Raw genomic sequence first — 23,667 nt, forward strand, 5'->3', positions numbered from 1 at the left:
ATCATTACGGTGGATAACACCACCATCGACAATACCTGCACCATCGGCAGCGGCGAGAGCCTCAACGTCACTGCCACCGGCGTGATCACCGTGCCGCTGGCTAACACGCCAAATAATGGCGTGCAACTCGCCACCGGCGTCAGCGCCGTTTCCATCACCAATGCCGGCACCATCAACCCGGTCGCGGTCGCGCTCAACATCGAAGGCACGCTGACCGGCGGCATCACCAATACCGGCACCATCGCCTCCACCGGACCATGGGGCGGCATCACCGAGGAAGGCATCCGCCTGAGCGGCGCCACCGTCAACGGCGCCATCAGCAACGGCCCGGCGGGCATGATCAGCGCCGTCAACGGCACCGCGATCCATATCGTCAACAGTAGCGTCGTGGGCGGCATTACCAACGCCGCCGGCGGCAATATCAACACCGCCGGCGGCTTTGCCGCGCTCGATATCAGCAATGCGCAGATCGGCACCATCGACAATGCCGGCCATATCGGCAAGACACCCGGCCAAAACGGGCGCGGCATGGCGCTGTCGAGCGTCACGCTCACCGGCGATATCCTCAACAGCGGCAGCATCGATACCCAGGGCGGCAACGCGGCACTGTCAGTGAGCACCAGCACAGTCAGCGGCAAGATCAGCAATAGCGGCACGATCGGCGGCCCCAGCTCGAATGGCCTGTCGGTGGTAAACAGCTCCACCGTCGGCATGATCGAAAATACCGCGACCGGCATCATCAGCGGCGGCACCCAGATGATCGGCGTCGGCAATTCCACGGTGACCAGCGGCATCGTCAATGCCGGCAAACTGTACGGCATCCACCCCATCGTCCTGACCACCTCCACCATCAGCGGCGGCGGCATCCTGAACGATACCGGCGCCGAGACCCACGGCCAGCGCAGCATCAGCCTGAGCGTGGCGCAGATCAGCGGCGACATCGTCAACCGCGGCCTGATGGACGGCGCCGAAGGCGGCATCACCGCCTTCAATGGCAGCACGATCACAGGCAACGTGATAACTCCGGCACCATCACCACCACCCTGTCGAGCGGCCCCAGTGGACTGGATGGCGCCGGCATATTCATCGGCAGCAACTCCCATGTCACTGGCGAGATCGCTAACAGTTCGGTCATGACCAGCAGTAACGGCAACGGCATCAGCCTGGTGAGCGGCGCCACGGCGGGGTCCATCACCAATACCGCGACCGGCGTCATCACGAGCGGGAACCACGCCATCAATGTCGACGGCACCGGCGCCAGCGTGGCCAACGGCATCGTCAATGCCGGTGCGCTGAACGCCCCGCGCGGCATCCGGATCGGCAGCGCGGCCGATATCGTGGCCGGCGGCATTGCCAACCAGGCAGGCGCCAGCATCACCGCCACCGACATCGGCATCACCGTGCCGAATGGATTGATCCACGGCGGCATCACCAACAATGGCACGATCAGCGGGACCAGCAGCGGCATCGCGATCACCGGCACGAGCGTTCTCGACGGCGGCATCCTGAACAGCGCCACCGGCACCATCAGCGGCACCAATTCGCTCAACTTCACCAACAGCGCCAGCCCGTTCATCGTCACCAACCGCGGCAGCCTGACTGGCGCGCTCGCGCTCGGCATCAATACCCTGAACATCCTGGGCACCAGCGCCAGCGTGACCGGCACCGTCACCGGCGGCGCCGGCAGCGTGGTCAATATCGGCGCCAGCATGCCCAATTTCGGCATCAGTCTGCCCACGACCGCCACGTTCACGCCTGGCGGCGATTTTACCGGCCTGAGCCAGATGAATATTGGCGCGGGCAGTATCCTGCATTCGACCAGTGCGCTGAACATCGGCGCGACGAGCATGACCAACAGCGGCATCCTGTCGGTCGCCGCCGGCCATACCGTGTCGCTGACGGGCGACTATGCCCAGGCTGCCGGCGGCGTGTTCCGCACCGGCCTGACCAACGCCACCACCTACGGCAAACTGAACGCGACCGGCAATGTCGACATGTCCGCCAGCAGCAACATCGATGTCGACGTCACCGGCGCGCCGGTCCTTGCCAACGGCACCATCCTGCCCGATGTGATCAAGGCCGGCGACACGCTGACCACGGCGCTCACCATTCCGGTGACCGACAACAGCTTCCTGTTCAACCTGACTGGCGTGAAAAACGGCAAGTCCATCGATCTGGTGATTGCCTCGGCGCCGACACCGACACCAACGCCAACACCAACACCAACACCAACACCAACACCAACACCAACACCAACACCAACACCAACACCAACACCAACACCAACACCAACACCAACACCAACACCAACGCCAACGCCAACGCCAACGCCGACACCTACGCCGACGCCTGTCCCAACGCCGACGCCAGTGCCGACCCCAACCCCGGTGCCGACACCTGTGCCAACGCCGGTTCCAACACCCGTGCCGACACCGGTACCTGTACCGACACCAGTACCGACACCAGTGCCAACGCCAGTTCCTACGCCGGTGCCGACACCCGTCCCGGTTCCAACACCCGTCCCGGTTCCAACACCCGTCCCGGTTCCAACACCAGTCCCGGTGCCGACACCCGTGCCGGTGCCAACACCGGTCCCAGTACCCACTCCCGTCCCCGTGCCGACACCGGTGCCGACGCCCGTCCCGACCCCACCGCTGCCGCCAATCGTGCAGCCACCGGCCAACACCGCCATCTCGGCCATCGTGGCCAGCGGCAATTCGTCCGGCGGCGGCGCGGCGCGCGTCTTCGACACCCTGATCGCCAACAGCACCGGCGGCGACATGGGCCAGGTCATCACCGCGCTGGGCAAGCTGTCGACCGCGAAAGAAGTGTCCGATGCCGTCGGCCAGACCATCCCGCTGGCAGCCGGCGGCACTGCCGCCGCCATCGCCAGTACCATGAACCTGACCGACCGCGTGGTGCAAGCGCGCATCGAATCGAATCGCGGCCTGTCGGCCGGCGACACCTACGGCAACGAGCGCGCGCTGTGGGCCAAGCCGTTCGGTGCCTGGGCGCGCCAGAGCGACCGCGATGGCACGGCCGGCTACAAGGCCAATAGCGGCGGCCTGATCGTCGGGGCAGACGGCGTCGTCAGCAGCGCCGACCGGGTCGGCTTCGCAGTGACCTATGCCAGGACCAATCTGGACGGCAACGGCGCGATCACGCAGTCGGCCGATATCGACCTGCTGCAACTGATGACCTACGGCAGCCACAACCTGGACGCCGACACCGACATCAGCTGGCAGCTCGACATGGGCACCAACAAGACCCAGGGCCGGCGACTCATCAGCTTCGGCGGCCTGTCGCGCATGGCAAACAGCGACTATCGCGGCACCAGCCTGCATGCCGCCGCCGGCATCGCCCGCGTGCTGCGGCTCAGCGAGCAAACCAACCTGACGCCCTCGATGCGCCTGGACTACACCACCGTCAAGAACAAGGCCTACGCTGAAACCGGCGCCGGCGCCCTCAACTTGCTGGTCAACAGCCAGCGCGCCAAGCAGTTCATCCTGTACGCCGACGCCAAGCTGAATCATTCGCCATCGAAGCAATTGACGTTCTCGGGCAACCTCGGGTTCGGCTATGATTTCCTGGCCGAGCAGACTGCGGTGGTGTCGGCCTTTGCCGGTGGCGGACCAACGTTCACCACCAACGGCATCGATCCCAAGCCGCTGTTTGCGCGCGCCGGCGCCGGCCTGACGCTGCTGCAGTCCGGCAGCACCGAACTGACGGCGCGCTACGATGCGGAAGCGCATCGCGGTTTCCGGGCTCAAAGCATTTCGCTCAAACTGCGCAAGCAGTTCTGAGCGGCGCCGCGACCATGACCGAAGGAGACCGATGTCGAACGACCTGCCCGCATGGCGTTTGAAGAGCAGTTTGAGCGGCATCGAATGGCCGGCTGTCCCGGATGTGCGGGGCAGCCTGGTCTACTCCCTGTTCCGCCAGATGGAAAGCGAGCAATGGCTGGCCCCGCAGGAAATCGCGGCGCGCCAGTCGGCGCAGCTGGGGCAGATCGTGCGGCATGCCGCGCTGACCGTCCCCTGGTACCGCGAGCACTGGCCGCCCGGCCTGCTCGCGCGGCTAAGCGAAGGCGGGGCGCTGTCGGCCGATGCCTTCGCCAGCCTGCCGTGCTTGCGCAGGCGCGACCTGCAGGCGCAGTTCGCGCAGCTGCAAAGCGGCGCGCTGCCGACCGAACACGGCCCGCTCGCCGACAGCAGCAGTTCCGGCTCCACCGGCACCCCGGTACGCTTCCGCAAAACCTACCTGAACCAGCTGGTATGGGAAGCGCAGACCTTGCGCGACCACGCATGGCACCGGCGCGACTTGCAGCAAACGCTATGCATCATCCGGCGCGGCGAGGCGGACCAGGCCGACAACTGGGGCTTGCCCACCCGCATGTTCCACACCGGCCCGGCCTATCTGTGCCCGGTCAGCGTGGATGTCCAGGCCCAGCTGGCGTGGCTGGTGGAGCGCGCGTCCGGCTATCTGCTGACCTATCCCTCGCTCGCCCTGCAACTGGCCAGCCTGGCGCTCGAGCAAGGCGTACGCTTGCCGGGCCTGCGCGAAGTGCGCACCTTCGGCGAACCGCTCGATGCGCAGGTGCGCCAGGCATGCCACGAGGCGTGGGGCGTGCCGGTCAACGATACCTATTCATCCGAGGAATTCGGCTACCTTGCCATCCGCTGTCCGCATAGCGGCCACTATCATGTTCAATCCGAAAACGTCCTGCTGGAAGTGCTGGACGACGATGACCAGGCCTGCGCGCCGGGCGTGTGCGGACGCGTGGTGGTGACCGGCTTGCTCAATTTCGCGATGCCGCTGATCCGTTACGAGCTGGGCGACATGGCCGAAGCCGGCCCGCCCTGTCCCTGCGGGCGCGGCCTGCCCGTGCTGACGCGCATCCTTGGACGCACCCGCAACATGCTGGTGACGGCCGACGCCAAACGCTACTGGCCCACCTTCGGCTTTCGTGACAGTGCCGCAGGCGTTGGCAGCGGCGGTCCGCGCATCATCCAGCGCCAGGTGGTCCAGACCGCGCTCGACCATGTGCAAATCCGCTATGTCAGCGCCAGCGCGCTCGCGCCGGAGGAAGAAGGCAGGCTGGCGGCGCAGGTGGCGCAGCGCTTGCCGCCTGGCGTGAGCGTGAGCGCGCAGCGGGTGGACGCGATTGCGCGCAGCGCGAACGGCAAATTCGAGGAGTTTGTGTCGGCCATCGCAGCGCCGCCGGACGCGCCGTAACGGCGTTCAAGCGGCCCGCTGTCCCTGCAACATCCATTTGACGTAGCGGCTTTCCGGGGTGGCGGGCCGGTGCCCGGCCAATTCCCGCTCCGACAGCGGCTCGCAGCGCACGCCGGCCAGGCCGGCGGCGCGGGCACTGTGGACCAGCTCATCCTCCGAGGCCAGCGCATGGGTAATTTTGGCCGCGCAGAACGCGCGCACGATTCCTTCGAGTTCATGCTCCGTCAGCATGGGCAGGCAGCGCGCCGCGCTGCGCTGGGCGGCCAGGCTGGCGCCGACCATGCTGTCAACCTGCTCCGGCGAATACGCCAGCAGCGGCGAGCCATGCCGCGCGCGCACGCTCTGGTACAGCAGCAAGCTGCCCGCCACCTCCAGCCGTGCCGCCAGATGGCCGACCAGGGCGGCGCGCGCGTGCGGCGCGATAAAACTGAGCAGGGAATGGGTCAGCACCAGGTCGTAGCGGCGTTCGGCCGGGCCGGGCGGTGCGCCCAGGTCGCGCACTTCCAGCGCCACCGGAAAGCCCATCGCGGCCGCGTACTGGCGGCACAGCGCCAGCGGCACCGGGGAGCGGTCGGCGACGCGCACGTCCAGCCCCGCGATGTCCGCGCCGAAGGCTTCGTGCAGCACCGACAGCAGCCCGCAATCGGCGCTGCCGGCGACGTACACCGAAGCGATGGGCCGCGCGCGCGCCAGCGCCCGCACATGGCGCACGATGTGCGCGCGCTCGCTGTCCAGGCCACTGATGATGCCCAACAATTGCAGCACCACCCAGCCGGCATGGTAAGCCGATTGCATCGGCAGCAAGGCCGGCAAGGCATGCAGCAGTTGACTGCGCCGCGCCGCATGGTCGTAGCCCGTGCAGGGCGGCGCCGTCACCGCGCGCGTGCCCGCTCGGCCGACAGGTCGGCCGCCGCGAGCGCGTAACGCGCCACGGCCTGCTGGTCGAGCGTGACGCCGAAGCCGGGGCCGGGCGGCAGGCGGGCCTGGCCATCCCGGATGTCGATGGTTTCGTTGATGATGTCGCCGACGAAGCGTTCGAGCGCGGAACCATAGCCGACGAACTCGCCGACAGCGGGATGGGCGGCGGCAAAGTGCAGCAGGGCCGCCGTGCCCACGCCCAGGGTATGTTTCGAGCCCAGGTTGCACTGCAAGCCACCAGCGTCGGCGATCGCCACGATGGCCGAGGAAGCGCGCAAGCCGCCGGACTTGGCCAGCTTGACCGTGATGATGTCGGCCGCGCGCGCACGCACCACGCGCATGGCGTCGGCCGGGCTCAATACGCTTTCGTCGGCCGCGATGGGCGCATGCGCGCGCTCGGTGATCAGCTGCATGCCCTCGATATCCCACCAGGCGCACGGCTGCTCGATGCATTCCAGTTCGCACTCCTGCAAGGCGGCATCGACGGCCAGCGCCGCCTTGCAGTGCCAGGCCTGGTTGGGATCGATCTCGATGCGCGCGCTGGCGCCCACGGCGCGCTGCACCGCGCGTGCCATGCGGATATCGTGGCGCCAGTCGGCGCTGCCCTTCAGGGTGAGCAGGCGGTAGCCCATCTCGGCCAGGGCGCAGGCCGATCGCACCGCCGCGCCTTCGTCCGGCATCGCCATGCTGCGCGAGAGGGCAAAGCGTTCGCGCGTCGCGCCGCCAAGCAGGTCGGCCACCGACACGCCGAGGTGGCGCGCCTTCAGGTCGTGCAGCGCCAGGTCAATCGCGCACAGGGACGTGGGAAAGGCGTGCCGTTCCGACGACAAGCCCGCCAGTGTCTGCAAGATGGTGACGATGCGCGCGCCATCCTCGCCCAGCAGCAGCGGGCCGGTGACCTCGGCGAGGCGGCGGAACACGGAGTCGGCGCTTTCGCCGTCGCGCGCGGGGAAAATGATCGACGCCTCGCCCAGGCCCACGGTGCCGTCAAGCGCGGTCAGGCGCAGCAGCACCTTCTCGCCCACCTCCAGCCGGCCGCGCGAGGATTGCATGGGCGCGATATACGGCATGCGCACCTTCCACACCTGCACCCGCACGATCGTCAGCGGCGCGTCACGCGCACTTCCAGGAGAAAAATCAGCCATGAGCACATCGCGCCAGTGAGGTCGGGCCATCGGACATCCGCTGCCCCGGCGCGTTGTGCGGGCCGGCACAGGACTTTTGCAGCGCCGGTCGCGCGACCGGCTCCAGGGCTATTGTACTGTCAACCCGCGCGCCCGGGAGCGGGAAACGGCTCAGATTCCGCTGGCCATCAAGCCTTCGGTGTGGCCCGACCAGATGTTCCCGCTGCGCAGGAAGGGCTCGGTTTTCATCAGCGAAAACCGCAAGCCGACTTCGTCCCAGCCGTAGCGGTCCACTTCCACCCGCTCGCGCTCGACCCGCACCACGTTGAAGGAATTGACCTCGCCCCGGCCGCGCGTCGAGGTCGCGGTGCCCGCCTGTACCACCAGCGCCGCGTACTCGCTCATCTGGTAACGCGCCGAGGTGTTGCCGGCATGGCTGGCATGCATATGCCCCGACAACAGCAAGTCCACGCCGCAATCGGCAAACGCCTTCATCGCCATCGGCGCGCGGTCGACCAGGTCGTCGTCATCCTCGGTCATGGGCAGGTCGAACGGATGATGGGTCACGATAATGCGCGTGATGGCCGGCTTGAGCCCGTCGAGCTGCTTGCGGATCATGGCCACCTGCTCGTCGTTGACCCGTCCATCCTTGAAGGTCAGCGAGCGCGCGGTGTTCACCCCCAGCACGGCGATTTCTTCATCCAGGTAGATCGGATCGAGGTCGTCGGTGATGTAGCGCTTGTAGCGCGTCAAGGGCTGCAAAAAGCGCCGGAACACGTTGTACAGCGAAATGTCGTGATTGCCCGGCACGATGATCTGCGGACCCGGCAGGGTGTCGAGCCAGGCCTTGGCCGCCTCGAATTCCTCGCTCTTGGCGCGCTGGGTCAGGTCGCCCGACACCACCACCACGTCCGGCGCGATGCGTTCGACCAGTTCGCGCAGCGGCGCCAGCAGTTTTTCGTCGACCCGGCCAAAATGCAGGTCTGAAAGATGAACCAAAGTACGCATGCTAACTCCTCAAATTGGGACGACGACCGTCAGCGCGGCCGGGCGGATCCGGTAGCGCAGCGGCGTCGCCATGACGCTCACTTCGCCATCGGTGGCCACGCGCAGGCGCTTGTGGCGGGTGGCGATTTCCATGTCTTCCACGGCCAGCACGTCAAAATCGCGTTCCTGCGCCAGGCTGCCCCACAGGGCGCTCCAGCCCAGCCGCAGCAATCCCAGGCGGCCGGGACGCTGCGCCACGTACAGGCTCAGCTTGCCGCCATCGAGGCGCTGGCGTTCACCCACGCTCAAGCCCTGCATCGTGTATTCGTTATTGCCGATGAAGACGAACGGCGTGCGCCGCGCATGTTCCTGCTCGCCCACCGTCAGGCGCAGGCTGAGAAAGGGATAGCGGCGCAGCGCCGTCAAGGTGGCCCAGCCGGCCGCCAGCCACTTGCCGCGCCCGAGCCGGCGCTGCTGCTTTTCGCGGTCGCGCACGATGTCCGGATACAGGCCGAGGCTGGAATTGTTCAGGAAAATCGTGCCGTTCACCTCGCCCACATCGACCCGGGTGCGGCGGCCCTGGGCCACGGTGCGGATCGCCTCGTCCAGCGCCAGCGGAATGCCGAGGTCCTTGGCGAAGTGGTTCAGGGTGCCCATTGGCAGCACGCCGAAGGCCACTTCGCTGCCGACCAGCTGCGAAGCGACCGCATTGATGGTGCCGTCGCCGCCGCCGGCCACCACGATCTGCTTGCCGCTGGCGCGCGCCGCGCGGGCGGCCTCGATCAACTCGCTGCCGCCGCGCGCCAGGGTCACGTGCGCGTCCAGGCCGTGGGCGGCGAATTTGGCGCGCAGCTCGGCAGCGCGCCGGTCGTCGTGGCCGCTGCCGGCACTGCCGTTGATGATGACTGCGATCGGGGTCAGGATGAAGCTCCTCGGGATTGGTTCAGGGTTGGGGAAATGCGCTATTCGGTGATGCGCGCCGCGCGCTGGCGGCGCAGGGTCGAGCACGAGGTGATGCACACCGCCAGCCAGCCGCAGCCTTCGACCATGGCCGCCAGCACGTCGCTCAGGTAATGGGCGCCGAGATAGACCCGGCTCAGGGCCACCAGCGCGACCATGGCACAGGCGCCCAGCAGCACCAGCAGGCGCACGCGCCAGCGCGGCAGCACGCACACCAGATAGGCCGCCAGCAAGCCGTAGAACACGGTCGCGCCCAGGGTATGGCCGCTGGGGAAGCTGTAGGTGGACAAGGTCAGCAGCGGCTCGTCGAAGCTCGGCCGCGCGCGCTGGAAGATATATTTGAGCATGACGTTGAGCAGCTGGCCGCCCGGCACCGCCAGCACCAGGCAAATCAGCCAGTAGCGCGCTTTGTTGAAATAAAAATAGAGGCCCAGCGCGCTCGCCATCAGCGACACGCCCAGCACGTCGTGGGTGTTGGTGATGAACAGCATGGGGCCGGTCCAGGCGCTGTTCTTGTGTCCGTGGAACCAGTTGGCCAGGAAGGCGTCGAGCACGGTAATGTCGTCGTGCGAGACGACGTCGGCCGCCAGGTTGCCGAACAGTGCGGCGGCCAGCATCATCAGCACGGCGCCGATAGTGACATGCAGGCCGAGCTCGCCTTCGGGACTGAGGCGGGCGGCGACGAAGCTGCGCACGCGGGGATGGAAAGGGATCACGGCTGAACGATGGGCAACGGCCGGCACCAGCGGCACGGCAACGTTTGCAATCGTACACGAGGCGCCACCCTTTGCAGCGCACAGACCGCCAGGAGGCTGCCGCGCCCGGCGCTATTCGAGGGTATTGACCAGCTCCAGCAGCGCGGCGTGATCGAGCGGCTTGTTCATGAACGCGGTCGCGCCCTGGCGCAGCGCCCAGATGCGGTCCGAATCCATATCCTTGCTGGTGAGCAGGATGACCGGGATATGCCAGGTGGTTTCATCGCTGGTGATGGCGCGCGTGGCCTGGAAGCCGTTCAGGTTGGGCATGACCACATCCATGATGATCAGGTCCGGCAGCTCGCTGCGCGCCATCGCCACCGCTTCCACGCCGTCGGTGGCGAGGATCACGCGGTGCCCGTGGGCCAGCAGCAGTTCGGAGACGATCAGGCGCTGCACCAGCGAATCGTCGACGACGAGGATTTTTTGACTAGCCATGACAAATCGATTTCAATGGGCGGAGGGGGAAGGCGCCACCTCCTCCGCTACTTTACGTTCGGGACAATAGCGCCAGTAAAAGGCATCGGGACGCAGGCCGAATTCTTTCTGCAACTCCTGGCAGACGATGGTTTCGGCCAGGTACAGTGCCTTCAGGTTGGTGGTCCGGCTGACCGTGACGTACACGCGCAAGGTCTTGGTCGAACTGGAGTTATGCAGTTCGAGGGCGGTGACATCGAGTTCCATGCTCCGCAACTTGTTTCTGACGTAGCGCGCCACGTCTTTCCGCACCGTGTTGTACAGCGCAGAATTGACCGCCTTTGGGTCAGGCATGAATAGAACCCCAATCAATGAACGAGCGCCACAGGCTCCCGCGGGCACTGCTGACGGCACACAAAACCGGTTTTACCTGGTCCACCGGGCATGGACGTAACAATCAACATGATACGTCAGATCATATTGCGCAACAGCCAGCTTGGGCGCAGTATCGCCGCGACTTGCACAGTAGTCAATCAAATTGTTGCTGTGCGCCAAATATTACACCTCGCGCAGCCCAGCAAGCGGCTTGTTGAGCGAACGCAGATGCCCCGCTCAAGCCGCGTCAAACGCCGGCATGCGGCGGCTAGCGCAAGGCGGGCGGATGGAGATGAATCAAACCCGGCGCCGGAAGCTTTTTACAAAATCGGCAAAACAGCAGCGCCCCCATCCCTTCCCGCCGGAGAAACCTGTGCGATTGAACCGATTTGCCACCCTCCTCGCCGCGACCACCGTGTTCTGGTCCGCGCCCGCGCCAGCATCCGCTGGCGGACCTGGCGGCCTGCCCCGAACGGGTCGCGCACCCCGGCTACGTCTGTCGTCCGAACGGCTGCGGCGCCGCACCGATGGCCATCGGCAAGGACCAGATCATGGCGCTGGCCCAGGCTCCGTCCGCGCATGGCGCCGGCGGCCTGCGGCGGCCACACATCGCCTATTCCTGACGGGCAACGGGGCCGATGCCGCAAAACGACAAACAACTGTTTATTTATACAGTACCTGTGGATTCATACAGTAGTTGTGCTATTCTTGAATCACTCGATCAACGCAAACCCACAAAGGAATTCGTCATGACTCCACTAAACGGTAACTTCGGCCTCGAATACGCTCCCACCCCATTCCTGATGCGCCTCGGCCGCCGCGAAGTGCTGGTGACGCGCGATTTCCGCAAGCGCTTCTACACGGTCAACCCCATCATCGAATGCGACACCGGCGTCGAGCCAGGCCATGTGGAAGTGCTGCTGATGCGCCGCTGGCTGCTGATCCTCTCCAAGGCACATTAAACGCATATGCAAAGCTGATTTAATTCGTGTTCTGTCCGGTGGGGGGGATTTATGCTGTTTATTCCCCGAACTTGCCACCGAGAGAGCCCACCATGCTGTTAAAAAAAATATGCCAGTCGCTGATCGCACTGACCCTGCTGTCACAAGCTGCCATCGCCGCTGATGTTACCTTGCTCAATGTGTCGTACGACCCGACCCGCGAGCTGTACCAGGACGTCAATACCGCGTTTGCCAAGCAATGGAAAGCCAAGACGGGCGACAAGGTCTCGGTCAAGCAATCCCACGGCGGTTCGGGCAAGCAAGCCCGCGCGGTGATCGACGGGCTGGAAGCGGACGTGGTCACGCTCGCGCTGGCCTACGACATCGACGCCATCGCCGAGCGCGGCAGCGTGTCGCCCCAGTGGCAAAAGCGCTTGCAGCACAACAGCGCCGCCTACACTTCCACGATCGTGTTTTTGGTACGCAAAGGCAATCCGAAAGGCATCAAGGATTGGAGCGACCTGGTCAAACCGGGTGTCGCCGTGATCACGCCGAACCCCAAGACTTCGGGCGGGGCGCGCTGGAACCACCTTGCTGCCTGGGGCTACGCCCTGCGCCAGCCGGGCGCCACCGAAGCGACGGCCAAGGAATTCATCAGCAAGCTGTATAAAAACGTGCCGGTGCTCGATTCCGGCGCGCGCGGCGCGACCACGACGTTTGTGGAACGCGGCATCGGTGACGTGCTGATCGCCTGGGAAAACGAAGCGCTGCTGGCGATCAAGGAACTCGGCCCGGACAAGGTTGACATTATCGCCCCATCGCTCAGCATCCTGGCCGAACCGCCGGTTGCCGTGGTCGACAAGGTGGTCGACAAGCGTGGCACGCGCAAGGTGGCGCAAGCCTACCTGCAATTCCTGTACACCGATGAAGGCCAGGAAATCGCGGCCAAGAATTACTACCGTCCGGTGGTGCCGAAGATTGCCGCCAAATACGCCGCGCAGTTCCCCAAGGTCAAGCTGTTCACCATCGATGACGTGGCCGGCGGCTGGAGCAAGGCCCAGAAGGCCCACTTCGCCGATGGCGGCGTGTTCGACCAGGTTTACCTGACCGGCAAGAAGTAATTGCGTCGTCCCCGCGCGATGCCTGCAAAACCGGCTGCAGACCCGGATGAGATTGATTCGACCATCATGTGCGCGACAGGCCAGTCGCCGGCCGGACATCCAGGTTTGGGAAATCCAGGTTGAGCGGGTTCCTGAAGCGGTCGCCCTCTATCGTATGCAATCGGATTGGTGGCTGCGGGAATGACGCTCTCTCAATTGCAAGATCTCGGCGCCGTCAAATCAGCGGCTTCGGGAACAGCTCCCGATTGTGTCGATTCAAGTCCATCGACGCGACCAACAAGCCATGCACCATCACCCCCGCGCCAAGTCCGGCCCGAGCGCGCCGATCAGTAATTCGGCGCCATTGCGGCAAAATCGCAATGGCGTCGATATGCCGCCACCTGCAATAAGCAGAATCCGGAGCAGCGTGAAAAAATAAGCCGTCGGCGATCGGCTGCGAGCCGGCCCTATTCAACGATGCCTGGCGCGCCGCCAGCGCCGTTCTGGATACCCCGGCATCGGAACGCCCTATCCCCGCGCCGCCTTCGGATAGAAAAAAACGCCAGCATGGCAAGCGGTTTTTCAGTCCGCCGGCGCAACGCCATTCGCTCCCCGCTCGCATATAAAGCCAGCGATCAAGAGCCGCCCGTTCAGCAAAACCCGTTTCTCATGCGCGATGAACGCTTGCGGCGGACGCCGGCACGCCTCGTCCTGTTATGCCCATCACCGCATGACGCTCCGTGCGACGACAAGCCATATTCCGTTCCTGCGATTGCCTCAACACCCCCTCCAGGCACGGCACCAGCCTAAGTCCATGATTCCACGCGATTTTTTTCTGGCTTACCGGCTCGTAAGATTGTCGGAAGGTATATTTTTCGCCCATCGATCAAGATGTTTGGACAGGCAAGCCACTCCCCGGCGAGTGGGCGACCTGTACTTTCTGGCCAGCGCACAGCGGCCTTCTTTCATGATTTTTCAGGAGTCAAAAATGGGCAATATTTTGAACGGCGATACCTTGTCGACGATCGATGGCATTACGGAATTCAATACACTGTTTTCCCCCGCAGCGGACAAACCGAAAGGACAGATGTGGCAACTCTGGCATGACCTGCAGCTGTTTGCAGCTTGGGGAAACAAGCTGCCGAACAGCGAAGAACAGCTGAAACTGGAATTGAAGATCACTGAACCGGCCGGTTTCAGTTTTTTCCCGCTCATGCTGGAAGGCTATAAAGAAATTAACGGCTCATGCGGGAACTTCATTAGCGAAACTTTTCCTGCGGTGGTCGCGCTGGGTAATTCCGTCAATGCGTTCGCAAAAGATTCCAGCGATGAAAGTGAGCTCGGTATTTTTTCAAACATTATTTCAATGATGCAAGAAAAAAAATTCGGCGACGCCTTTGTCTTATTGAAAGATCTGCAGGCGCAAGCCCAAAAAAATTCGGCCAATGCCGGCGAGATTATCAAAAAATTATCTCAATTCAAAGCCAAGCTGCAGACTGCGGAGGGCAAGTTAGGTATTGTCAAGGAACAAATCCTGACCGATGAGGCTACCAGCGATGCAACCTTGCATTACTTGGCCGGGGAAGATGGCAAAAAGGGGGAACTGGAAAAGCTAAGCGAAGAGCTCGCCGCAGATAAGAAGGAATACCATCACGATGTCGTCGTTGCCACAACGACGCCGACCTATGGCTGGATCCCGGGGTTTGGTTTTTTTGCGGCAGTCATCGTCGCGGCGATTTTTGGCGACAAGGCCAGCCACATGCTGGCGGAAATCGAGCGCTTGACGACCGATCTTCAGAACAAGACGAAAGAGCTGAACACCGCGCTGGCTGTGCGCGCCGTACAAGGGACTGCGGATAAAGGCGTCACGCAGGCGCTGAAAGAAACAGACCGGGCCATCTCTGCGCTCACTTCCCTGCAAAACGGCTGGACCAAGATTTCCGGCGGTCTGGACACTGTCTATCAGTCGGCGCTCAAGATGAGCGGCGAAGATCAGCTCCGCAGTGTGGGCATCGTGAAGGTCTACGCCGGCATCGCGCAACAAGCCTGGAGCCAATTATGCGGCCCCTTGAACGCGTTGCTGGTCGATCCGTATATCAAAATTGCGCCTGAAAACAACTCGATTGGCGACCTGAAGCGCGAGGTCGATGCTGTTCTTGACGCTCAAAAAAAGGCGGCGTGATTGAAGGCGGGCGGACCCAGGTCAGCCCGCCTTCCACCCCCATGCAATGAACATATAGCGCACCCACGACAATCCTGATATAGGTCCCACCATCATGAAATCAGAACAATTTACCGACTCTTTACGCACCAGCCTCTATACCGAAGCCAGTTTCAAGGCCATCCAATTCCCTGCGCAAGCGATGCGCAGCGAATCCGGTGCCGAACTGAGCGATGTGCATATCAACCTGGACCAATGCGTAGGTCAAACAGCGCCCGCCCGCTTCGGCGCCCTCTATTGCGACGTGCTCATTATCGATCATGTGGTCATGCTCGACCGCCCGGTCCTGATCGTTGCACGCAGAATCGAAGTGGCCACCGGCGCGGCGATCGTCGTCAGCAATGCCGGCGAACATCAGGGCGAACTCTACCTGTTCGCGCAGGAAATCGCGCATGCGACCGAGGCCGCCGAGCCGGGCTTGACGCTGGCCCTGGTGGGCCACGACCTGGCCGAACAGACGATCCAGTGGACGGGAAACGGGCATATGGCGAAGGGACTGCATGCGCACCGGCATGGCGTGAGAGAACTGAACGCATGTGACATCGATCCGGCACTGGTCTATGTCGGATCCCCGCTACATTACCATTTGCAGGCGCTCAGTACGCTCGCCGTCCTGTTGTCCGCGGATTTCCCGGGCCTGGCCATCGCCCAGTTGAGCTGGGTGGTCGATATCGCTTGCCACCATTCCTTGACCGAAGCGCTCGCCGGCCAGGCGCTGGCCATGATCGTCGATCTTCAGTCGGCGTCGGCCGCCGGCGCCAGGATGATCGCGGTTCCCCCTTTGGACCATCAGATCTATGCCGCCTCGGCCAGCTCGCTGAAAGAGCTGCTGCTGCTGCGGCAGGATGCCTGGAATCGTCTGCAGGACCAGGCCAGCAACGAACAGAACAAATTGGATGACCTGCAGTGGGCATGGCAAGACCGTCAAGAGCAAGTCGATCTGGCCACGAAGCTGGAATTGCAAGCCAATCAGACCAGGATAGAGATTGTGCTGGCGAGCGGCCAGGCGGGCAGCCAGCTCAGCCAAGCCCGCTTGCAATTGGGCGCCGCCGCCAATAACTTCGCTCTGGGAATCAGGCGCTGGGAGGAAAAAAAGATCCTCAGTTCGGTTTTCGATCTGGTCGTGGAAAGCGGCAAGTTGCTGCTGTCCGTTGCGTGTGTGGTGGGAGGCATGCCCGCCCCGAAAACCGGAGTAGGAACACAGGGTGGTGGCGCTGTGCCGGTGGTGTCCGACCCGACGCACGGGTACTTCATCGACGACGACGCTGACGGACCGTGGACAGGGATCGACCTCGACTCGGACTGGGAGCACATTTCCATCGGCGCGGATCGGGGCGACGCTGGCCTCCCGGATGGCGCACCGAAAAAAACCGGCGCCACCGCGGATGCGATCGCGCAGCTGAGCGAAAAGGCCGCCGATGGTATCGCCGCCGTGGCCGGCGTCGCCAAGGCGGCGCTTGCGATCTACAAGATCACTCAGATGGCCAAGCTCATGCAGGATGTCAGCCAGAAAATATGCAGCGGTTCTGAAACCAGGATCCGCACCGAACTGAGCAAAACGGCCTTGAGCGGGATAGCGATGGTCACGGGCGGGGAACACGAATGGCTGGCCCTTGAAAACAGCATGGACTTTTTGTTTGACAGCATGGGCAATAACGTGCTGTCCGAGATTGAAGGCGGGTGCGAATACCGCCTTGAGTTCAAGCAGATGCTGGTTTCGGCCAAGGCGCTTTGCCAGGCCCGGATCGCGGTGGCGCGCGCCAACGCCCAGTATGTCGAACTCGTCTTGCGTCGTCGCAGCGCTGAAACCATGGCGGCCTGCCTGCGCCGGCAGATACAGTCCGGCAGCGATGCGCTGCAAATAAGGAAGGCGCTGATTCCGGGCGTTTTTGCCAGATTGATCGATGCCAAGCGTTCCGTGTACATCGCACTGGAATCGTATCGCCGTGCCCTGGCCTATTTCACCCTGATGCCGCCCGCCGAACTGCCTGCCCTTCCACGCATCACCGATGATATCGACAGCCTCTGTCGCCACATCGCCGCCATCTGCGGCAAGGAACTCAGTCTGAAGGCCTTGCGCACGCCCCCGCAAACCATGACGGATATCGAGATCGTCATCGATGACCCGCACACGCTGGCGATGTTGCGCGAACAGCGGCGCATCCAGCTCACGCTCGATCCGGCTCACCCGGCCTTTGCCGGATTTTCACGGATCAGGATGGGGCGCCTGTGCGTTTTCCTCGATGGATTGGCCGCGCCGGGAGACCTCAGGGTGCGCATGCGCAGTTCAGGCATCTACCATGACCGGACGGCCGATGGCGGGGTGGCCGGCTTCATCGCGGCTCCGCTCCAGAAGAACTTCCAGTATGCCGTCAACAGCGGGGCGGTGCGTTATGACGGCGATATCGCCCCCCGCTATCGGGATGATTTTTTCATGCCGACGCCTTTTACCGGCTGGGAATTCCAGTTCAGCCTTCAAGGAGGCCAGAGCTTGAATCTGGAGCGCGTGAGCGCCCTGCGGCTGGTTTTTTCAGGTGAAGCGAGCAGCCTGTCGACGGCATCCTGAAGCGCTGCGGGAAACCTGTTTCTGATGGGTGAACGAGGTTCGGTGCGATGGCGCCGAACCTCGTTCATGTGCCAGGCAAGGCCGCTCCCGGCCGGCAGCGCGAGTGCCGCTGCGCAGCACCGCGAGCGCACTGTGCCAATACCCGCCGCCCTCCCGGCGCCACCCGCGCCACTGCGGCAACGGCATGCCTGCCTTGCGCCGCCCAGGCCCAAGGAGGCGTTTTGCCAATTGCAAAGTATCAATGTTTAATGCCTGAAAGTTTCATGTTACTATTATGATCATATTGACTGATAGTAGCGCCACCTGTACTCGCTGCCATCCGCCCCTACCGAGCAAGGAATGCGCGTGTGAGTAAGCAAAAATTACAGCCGGAACACTATTTACTCGAAAATTGGCGCATCAATATTTCTGCTCGTCAAATTGAACGTAGCGGCGAAACCATCACGCTCGAACCGCTCGTCATGGCGGTGCTGCACTATTTTTGCCAGCATCCGCAGGAAGTCGTGTCCACCGACACCCTGCTCGGCGCATGCTGGCCCGACCAGATCACGGGCGACAATCCGGTCCACAAAACCATCGCCATGCTGCGCAAGGCGCTGGGCGATTCCACGAAAGTGCCGCGCTTTATTGAAACCGTGCGTTTGCGCGGTTACCGCCTGATCGGGCGCTTGCACCTGCTCTCCGAACAAGGTCCGCGCGCCCACCGCGACACCTGGAGGGACGCATCACCATTTCTGGGACTTTCTCCTTTCGGCCCCGCTCACGCCAGTATCTTTTTCGGACGCGACGCCGCCATCGCGGAACTGCATGCGCGTCTGTTGCGGCAATGGACACGCGGCTACCCCTTGGTGGTGGTATTGGGTGCCAGTGGTTCCGGCAAAACATCCCTGGTGCAGGCCGGGCTGATTCCCCGGCTGCTTCAATCCGCGACCTCAGGCTGCGCACTATCGATCGCCGCGTTTGCCGTGATCGACCTGGGAGAAACCGAACAAGGAGATGTGTTCGAGATCCTGGCCGGCGGCATGCTGGACTGGGAACATGAAGGAACTCCCCTCCTGCAAGGATATAGCATCGCCACCCTTGCCTGCGCCTTGCGCTCGGATACCGCTACCGTGCTGCGGGAAATCCGTCTCGCGCTCGTGCCTGTCAAGCGGCACAACGACGACGTCCCTGTGCTGCTCGTTCTCGACCGGATGGAGGCGCTGTGCAATGGCATGCCGCCAGCCAGGCTGGGTGAGTGGATGGAGGTGCTCGGCACCATCATCCGCAGCCGGCTGGTGCTTGTCATTGCCTTGTGCAGGAACGACTTTTATTCCGGCCTCACCGAGCTCCCTGTCTTCATGGTCGACAAGGCGGCAAGTGCGCATATGGATCTGCTCTCGCCCGATGCGGAAGCGCTGTCCCAGATCGTCCGCCTGCCGGCCCAGGCGGCAGGCTTGGTGTATGGCCGTGATCCGGGCGGACTGCAACGCCTGGACGACCGGATTTACAGCGATGCACTGCAGGCCCGCGATGCCCTGCCACTACTCCAGTACACGCTGCAAGCGCTGTACGAAGCCCGCGAGCCGGGCGGTCTGTTGAGCTGGGGTGCCTACGATGCCTTGGGCGGATTGGAAGGCGCAATCAGTTTTCGTGCCGAATCGGTCCTGGCCCAATTGCCGGGCGAACAGCAGGCAGCCTTGCCCAGATTGCTTCCCAAGCTGATCAGCCTGGGACAGGACGACGTGGCCCCGACCGGACGCTGGTGCAAATATACCGATCTGGGCGACGATGCCGAGGCGCGGCTGGTTGACGCCCTGGTCCATGCCCGCCTGCTCGTTTCCGCCCAGTATCATGGCATCCGCTCCGTGCGGGTGGCGCATGAGGCCATGTTACGGCAGTGGCAACGGATCACCAGTTGGCTGCATCACCATCGCGCCAGCCTGGCCGTGCGCGATGAACTGAGCGCATGGATCGAGCGCTGGGACGAGGCGGGACATGCCGCTGCGTTTCTCCTGCCCAGTGGCGAGAAACTCTGGCAAGCCGCAGCGGCATTGCATCAGTATCCAACACTCTTTTCCGCCGAAGCCGGCGACTACGTCCATCGCTCCCTTGCACGAATGAAACGGCAAGCATGGACCCGGCGCGTCATCGTCGCCGGCCTCGCCGGATTGGCGCTGCTGGCGACCATCGCGGCAATGCGCTACGCGCAAATGGCGCGCATGGCCGAACACCGCGAAGCACAGAGCCAGAAATTGTCATCCTTTATGCTCGGCGACCTGGCGGACCGGCTGCGTCCGATCGGCCGGCTCGACTTGCTGGGAAGGGTCGGCGACGAAGGCGTCGCCCTGCTGCGTGGCCCGGCATTCGAAGGCGAGACAGCCGAAGACACCTTGCAGCGTGCGAAAGCGCTGGTGGTGGTGGCGGAAGTAAACAGTACCCGCGGGAAAGACCATACGCCGACGGCGCTGCGCGCGCTCGACGAGGCCAGCCGGCTGCTGCCCCCCCTGGAAGGACGCCTTCCATCGCACCCGGGCGATTATTACAAGACCGTCGGTGCGACCGCCTTCTGGCAGGGGCAAATCGCTTTCGACCAGGGCGATCTGCCTGCCGCCCGCCGTGCCATGTCGGCCTACCGCGATGCCTGCCTGCGCTGGCAACGGGTGGCCCCTGCCGACCAGGAAGCGACCAAGGAACTGGGGTTTGCGCTCAACAGCCTCGGTTCGATCGCCGTGCGCTCAATGCACTGGCCAGAGGCGCAGTCCTATTTCGCATTGGCCATGGCGGCCAAACGCAGCGTGCTCGCAAGCCGTCCGGATGACCCGGAGCTTGCCCACGCACTGGTCAATGCACAATCCTGGCTCGGCCAAAGCGAGCATGCACTTGGCAACGATGGCGAGGCACTGGCCCTGTACGAGGCCGCGCTGGTCACGGAGAACCAGCTCTTTTCAGCGCATCCGGGCGACAAAGTGCGCCTGCATGAACTGGCCGTGCTTAACGTTCGCCGCGCGGAAGCCTTGTCGGGTCTCGCAAGGCGGCACGAGGCGGTGGACGCCTTGGTGAGCGCACAGGCCCGGCTCAAGAGCGCCGTGGAAAACGACCCGGACAACCTTCGCTGGCGCGCCGAAAGCGTGCACCTGGACGCAGGCTTGCTGCTGGCCAGGCTGGAGGCCGATCCCGAGATGCATGCGCAGCAGGCGCTCGCCGCGCTGACCGCCAGCATCGAGCGGGAAGCCGCCGCGCTCAAGAAGCAGAAGCGGCTCGGGCTGGAGACCCGGATCCGGGTTGCGGCGATCGGCGCCAACATGGCACTGCAACAAGGCAGCTTCGATGCCGCTGCCCGCGACATCAGCCTTGCCAGGAAAGGGCTCGATGCGCTCGCGGCCAGTTCCGCGCCAAGCTGGCAGGATATGGACATGCATGCGCGCCTGGTGCTTCTGCAGTTGCGCCACCTCGATGCCCTGCCCCTTGCCGCGCGATCGCAGGGCTGCGGCGAGGTGAATGACGCGCTGCGTTCGCTGACGCGGATGAATGATGCCAACATCGTGACACTGGCGCGGCGCCAGGCAATGAAATGCAACAAGACGAGCATCGCACCACTCATCTCCGGCCGCTCCAGTCCCTGAGATCCGTTACACCTCCCAACCCACCTCCTATGGAAACCATGATGCCTGATCCACAGCACGACTATAAAACCTCGATGTATCAAGTGCGCCCGGTGATCACGATGGATGAAACGCATGCCATCAAGATTGACTATACCTATTATGATGAAGCCGGAACAAAGATTGCCGCGCCGACCGCGCAGCACATGCGGGCTGAGTTTCAAAACGGCAACGGCGACTTCGTGGGCTTCAAGATGTGGAAGAAACGGCCCGGCAGTGAGGAACAAGACATCCCCGCGCCAGCCGATGCCGGCAAGCCGGTCCATGTCGCCACCTTGTATGCCGCCGTCGCAAAGACACTGAGCGACGCCCGGCAGGTGCCGAACTTCATGCTGGCCAATGAGAAGGGCGAGTTGATCATTCCGATTTACAAAGGTACCCGGCGCGGTGTCATCCTGATTTTCCAGATTTTCGAGAATGGCAAGTTCATCAAGCTGGCAGCCTCCCCCGATCCGGAAATCGGCAACAGCACGGACGGCCATTGACGCCATCCTGTTGCAGAGCAAATCGTCGCGCACCAAACGCGCGGCGCCCCTGGCCGGGGTATGATCGGAGCGCCAAGGAACTCTTCCCGGCCACTGCAACTACGAGGAGACGTCAACGATGACACGCATGACCGCTAAAGATTTCGATCCCGAAGTGCTGAAGTTATTCGACCAGTATGTACACGGCCAGCTCGACCGCCGCGGTTTCCTGTCGCAGGCGGGCCGCTATGCGGTCGGCGGCGCCACGGCGGCCGCCATGCTGGCGGCGCTCTCCCCCAGTTTCGCGGCCCAGGTGGTGGCGCCCACCGACCCGCGCATCAAGGCCAGCTACGTCGAATATCCCTCGCCCCAGGGCTACGGCACACTGCGCGGCTACCTGGTGCAGCCCGCCAATGCCAAAGGCAAGCTGCCGGCCGTGCTGGTGGTGCACGAAAACCGCGGCCTCAATCCGCACATCGAAGACATCGCCCGCCGCGTCGCGCTCGACAACTACATCGCCTTCGCTCCCGATGCCCTGTTCCCGCTCGGCGGCTATCCCGGCGACGAAGACAAGGCGCGCGAACTGTTCGGCAAACTCGACCAGGCCAAGACGCGCGCCGATTTCGTCGAAGCGGCCGCCATCCTCAAGGCCCTGCCCATCAGCAGCGGCAAGGTCGGCGTGGTCGGCTTCTGCTACGGCGGCGGCATCGCCAACTACCTGCCGACCGTGGTCAAGCACCTGGCCGCCTCGGTAGCGTTCTACGGTACCCAGACGCCCGCCGCCGAAGTGCCCAAGATCAAAACGCCACTGCTGATCCACGACGCCGAAAAGGATCAACGCATCCTGGCCGGCTGGCCCGCGTACGAAGCGGCGCTCAAGGCCAACAAGGTCGACTACCAGCACTACGTGTATCCAGGCGTCGAGCACGGCTTCAACAACGACACCACCCCGCGCTACGATGAAGCGGCCGCCAGGCTGGCCTGGCAGCGCACCATGGATTTCTTCAAGAAACACCTGGGCTGACCGGCCCGCCATCCCCGCCAGCGCCTGGCGGGGATGGTCTTCCCGCACCCGGACATCCGCCGGCAGCGGCGAACCAAACACCGCCCTACGCTGTCTGTCCTTTGTGAGCCTACCCACGAAAGGATGCCTGATGAAACCCCGACTCAAACCCCTCAAGGAGCAGGTGATCGTGATCACCGGCGCCACCAGCGGCATCGGCCTGACCACCGCGCGCATGGCCGCCGACGAAGGCGCCAGCCTGGTGCTGGCCGCGCGCGGGCGCGATGCCCTCGAGCAGCTACCCTGATCAACCTGGGCAGCGACGTATCGGACCTGGCGCTGCCGCTGCAGGGGATGTACTCGGCATCGAAGCACGCGCTCAAAGGCTTCACGGATGCGCTGCGGATCGCGCTGGCGCAGATGGGGCGCCGGTATCGGTCACCCTGATCAAGCCGGCGGCGGTCGATACCCTGTTCTCCGTGCACGCAAAAAACTATATGGACAGGGAAGCAGCCCTGCCCCCACCCATCCACGCGCCCGAACTGGTGGCGCAAGCCATCCTGTACGCGGCGCGCCATCCGCGCCGCGCCGTAGTCGTGGGCGCGGCGTCGAGGCTGATGTCGCCCGGCGGCTTTCACCTGCCGTCGCTGATGGACCGCTACCTGCGGCAGGCGCTGTTTCGCAAGCGGATGCGCGCGCCTCCCGTCAGGCGCGCCACGCGGCGCCGCCACGATGCCCTGCACGCACCCGACCCGGCCAATGCCATGCGCGAACGCCAGGGCATGGGCATGGTGGCGCGGCTGGCCGAATCGAGCACTTACACGGCGCTGTCGATGCGTACCAGGCCCTTGCTGTGCGCGCTGTTAGGGGGGGCGCCCTTTTTGCCGCCTGGCGCCTGTCCCGGCGGCGCACTGGCCATGAATGCCAGATCGTCCTCGTCGAGCGGAACCGGGGGAA

19 protein-coding genes and 1 pseudogene are annotated in these 23,667 nt (G+C 63.8%); 12 read left to right on the forward strand and 8 right to left on the reverse strand.

Annotated features, from left to right (window positions below; genetic code table 11):
- The 3 genes from PO883_RS26990 to PO883_RS27000 form a co-directional block, all read left to right on the forward strand.
- Positions 1-1,137, forward strand: a 1,137-nt coding sequence (locus PO883_RS26990) for a hypothetical protein (RefSeq protein ID WP_373890109.1), incomplete at its 5' end; no start/stop codon positions are given.
- Complete coding sequence (locus tag PO883_RS26995; protein ID WP_289312507.1) at positions 1,134-3,803, forward strand: autotransporter domain-containing protein; 2,670 nt, start codon at positions 1,134-1,136, stop codon at positions 3,801-3,803. The genes PO883_RS26990 and PO883_RS26995, both read left to right, overlap by 4 nt.
- Before the next feature lie 31 nt (positions 3,804-3,834).
- The gene (locus tag PO883_RS27000) at positions 3,835-5,235 is read left to right on the forward strand and encodes a hypothetical protein (RefSeq protein WP_289312508.1); all 1,401 of its coding nucleotides are present in this window, start codon (positions 3,835-3,837) and stop codon (positions 5,233-5,235) included.
- A 6-nt stretch (positions 5,236-5,241) separates the two neighbouring features.
- Here PO883_RS27000 and PO883_RS27005 read toward each other — a convergent pair whose 3' ends face one another.
- From PO883_RS27005 to PO883_RS27035, 7 genes are all read right to left on the reverse strand, one after another.
- Positions 5,242-6,111 carry a class I SAM-dependent methyltransferase gene (locus PO883_RS27005; RefSeq protein WP_289312509.1) on the reverse strand — a complete coding sequence of 290 codons (870 nt, stop codon included), beginning with the start codon at positions 6,109-6,111 and terminating at the stop codon, positions 5,242-5,244.
- Positions 6,108-7,328: a mandelate racemase/muconate lactonizing enzyme family protein gene (locus tag PO883_RS27010; protein ID WP_289312510.1), complete on the reverse strand. Its 1,221-nt coding sequence runs from the start codon at positions 7,326-7,328 to the stop codon at positions 6,108-6,110. The genes PO883_RS27005 and PO883_RS27010 overlap by 4 nt, the downstream gene beginning before the upstream one ends.
- Positions 7,329-7,448: 120 nt before the next feature.
- Complete coding sequence (locus PO883_RS27015) at positions 7,449-8,285, reverse strand: metallophosphoesterase (RefSeq protein WP_289312511.1); 837 nt, start codon at positions 8,283-8,285, stop codon at positions 7,449-7,451.
- 9 nt (positions 8,286-8,294) lie between these two features.
- Positions 8,295-9,185: a diacylglycerol kinase family protein gene (locus PO883_RS27020; RefSeq protein WP_289312547.1), complete on the reverse strand. Its 891-nt coding sequence runs from the start codon at positions 9,183-9,185 to the stop codon at positions 8,295-8,297.
- 41 nt (positions 9,186-9,226) lie between these two features.
- Positions 9,227-9,940, reverse strand: coding sequence for a phosphatase PAP2 family protein (locus tag PO883_RS27025; protein WP_289312512.1), 714 nt, complete (start codon positions 9,938-9,940; stop codon positions 9,227-9,229).
- Positions 9,941-10,051: 111 nt separating this feature from the next.
- Complete coding sequence (locus tag PO883_RS27030) at positions 10,052-10,417, reverse strand: response regulator (protein WP_054263451.1); 366 nt, start codon at positions 10,415-10,417, stop codon at positions 10,052-10,054.
- A gap of 12 nt (positions 10,418-10,429) precedes the next feature.
- The gene (locus PO883_RS27035; protein WP_167093174.1) at positions 10,430-10,750 is read right to left on the reverse strand and encodes a hypothetical protein; all 321 of its coding nucleotides are present in this window, start codon (positions 10,748-10,750) and stop codon (positions 10,430-10,432) included.
- A gap of 410 nt (positions 10,751-11,160) precedes the next feature.
- On the opposite strand from PO883_RS27035, the gene PO883_RS27040 reads away from it, so the two are divergent.
- The 3 genes from PO883_RS27040 (at position 11,161) to PO883_RS27050 (ending at position 12,833) form a co-directional block, all read left to right on the forward strand.
- The gene (locus tag PO883_RS27040; protein WP_289312513.1) at positions 11,161-11,394 is read left to right on the forward strand and encodes a hypothetical protein; all 234 of its coding nucleotides are present in this window, start codon (positions 11,161-11,163) and stop codon (positions 11,392-11,394) included.
- A 126-nt stretch (positions 11,395-11,520) separates the two neighbouring features.
- Positions 11,521-11,733 (forward strand): hypothetical protein, encoded by a 213-nt coding sequence (locus PO883_RS27045; RefSeq protein WP_167093192.1) that lies wholly within the window; start codon positions 11,521-11,523, stop codon positions 11,731-11,733.
- 92 nt (positions 11,734-11,825) lie between these two features.
- Positions 11,826-12,833 carry a sulfate ABC transporter substrate-binding protein gene (locus PO883_RS27050; RefSeq protein ID WP_289312514.1) on the forward strand — a complete coding sequence of 336 codons (1,008 nt, stop codon included), beginning with the start codon at positions 11,826-11,828 and terminating at the stop codon, positions 12,831-12,833.
- Between the two features lie 214 nt (positions 12,834-13,047).
- Here PO883_RS27050 and PO883_RS27055 read toward each other — a convergent pair whose 3' ends face one another.
- Entirely contained in the window at positions 13,048-13,386 is a 339-nt protein-coding gene (locus PO883_RS27055) for a hypothetical protein (protein ID WP_289312515.1), read from the reverse strand.
- A 414-nt stretch (positions 13,387-13,800) separates the two neighbouring features.
- Here PO883_RS27055 and PO883_RS27060 point away from each other — a divergent pair, with 414 nt between their 5' ends.
- The 6 genes and pseudogenes from PO883_RS27060 to PO883_RS35225 form a co-directional block, all read left to right on the forward strand.
- Positions 13,801-14,994 carry a hypothetical protein gene (locus tag PO883_RS27060; protein WP_289312516.1) on the forward strand — a complete coding sequence of 398 codons (1,194 nt, stop codon included), beginning with the start codon at positions 13,801-13,803 and terminating at the stop codon, positions 14,992-14,994.
- Between the two features lie 94 nt (positions 14,995-15,088).
- Positions 15,089-17,599 carry a hypothetical protein gene (locus tag PO883_RS27065; RefSeq protein WP_289312517.1) on the forward strand — a complete coding sequence of 837 codons (2,511 nt, stop codon included), beginning with the start codon at positions 15,089-15,091 and terminating at the stop codon, positions 17,597-17,599.
- Between the two features lie 347 nt (positions 17,600-17,946).
- A complete protein-coding gene (locus PO883_RS27070) occupies positions 17,947-21,204 on the forward strand; it encodes a winged helix-turn-helix domain-containing protein (protein ID WP_289312518.1) in 3,258 nt (1,085 codons plus the stop codon).
- 29 nt (positions 21,205-21,233) lie between these two features.
- Positions 21,234-21,728: a hypothetical protein gene (locus PO883_RS27075; protein WP_289312519.1), complete on the forward strand. Its 495-nt coding sequence runs from the start codon at positions 21,234-21,236 to the stop codon at positions 21,726-21,728.
- 118 nt (positions 21,729-21,846) lie between these two features.
- Positions 21,847-22,731: a dienelactone hydrolase family protein gene (locus tag PO883_RS27080; RefSeq protein WP_289312520.1), complete on the forward strand. Its 885-nt coding sequence runs from the start codon at positions 21,847-21,849 to the stop codon at positions 22,729-22,731.
- Positions 22,732-22,861: 130 nt separating this feature from the next.
- Positions 22,862-23,651, forward strand: a pseudogene (locus PO883_RS35225) (SDR family NAD(P)-dependent oxidoreductase); the annotation flags it as partial.
- Between the last annotated feature and the right edge of the window lie 16 nt (positions 23,652-23,667).

The sequence above is a fragment of the Massilia sp. DJPM01 genome (assembly GCF_030348125.1).
In the GTDB taxonomy this organism is placed as follows: Bacteria; Pseudomonadota; Gammaproteobacteria; order Burkholderiales; family Burkholderiaceae_D; genus Telluria_A; species Telluria_A frigida.

Bases quoted from the DNA above. Each gene is read 5' to 3' on its own strand.
- PO883_RS26995 (WP_289312507.1), top strand. From the start codon at position 1,134: ATGACCAGCAGTAACGGCAACGGCATCAGCCTGGTGAGCGGCGCCACG.
- PO883_RS27000 (WP_289312508.1), top strand. From the start codon at position 3,835: ATGTCGAACGACCTGCCCGCATGGCGTTTGAAGAGCAGTTTGAGCGGC.
- PO883_RS27010 (WP_289312510.1), bottom strand. From the start codon at position 7,328: ATGGCCCGACCTCACTGGCGCGATGTGCTCATGGCTGATTTTTCTCCT.
- PO883_RS27015 (WP_289312511.1), bottom strand. From the start codon at position 8,285: ATGCGTACTTTGGTTCATCTTTCAGACCTGCATTTTGGCCGGGTCGAC.
- PO883_RS27030 (WP_054263451.1), bottom strand. From the start codon at position 10,417: ATGGCTAGTCAAAAAATCCTCGTCGTCGACGATTCGCTGGTGCAGCGC.
- PO883_RS27035 (WP_167093174.1), bottom strand. From the start codon at position 10,750: ATGCCTGACCCAAAGGCGGTCAATTCTGCGCTGTACAACACGGTGCGG.
- PO883_RS27045 (WP_167093192.1), top strand. From the start codon at position 11,521: ATGACTCCACTAAACGGTAACTTCGGCCTCGAATACGCTCCCACCCCA.
- PO883_RS27050 (WP_289312514.1), top strand. From the start codon at position 11,826: ATGCTGTTAAAAAAAATATGCCAGTCGCTGATCGCACTGACCCTGCTG.
- PO883_RS27060 (WP_289312516.1), top strand. From the start codon at position 13,801: ATGGGCAATATTTTGAACGGCGATACCTTGTCGACGATCGATGGCATT.
- PO883_RS27065 (WP_289312517.1), top strand. From the start codon at position 15,089: ATGAAATCAGAACAATTTACCGACTCTTTACGCACCAGCCTCTATACC.
- PO883_RS27075 (WP_289312519.1), top strand. From the start codon at position 21,234: ATGGAAACCATGATGCCTGATCCACAGCACGACTATAAAACCTCGATG.
- PO883_RS27080 (WP_289312520.1), top strand. From the start codon at position 21,847: ATGACACGCATGACCGCTAAAGATTTCGATCCCGAAGTGCTGAAGTTA.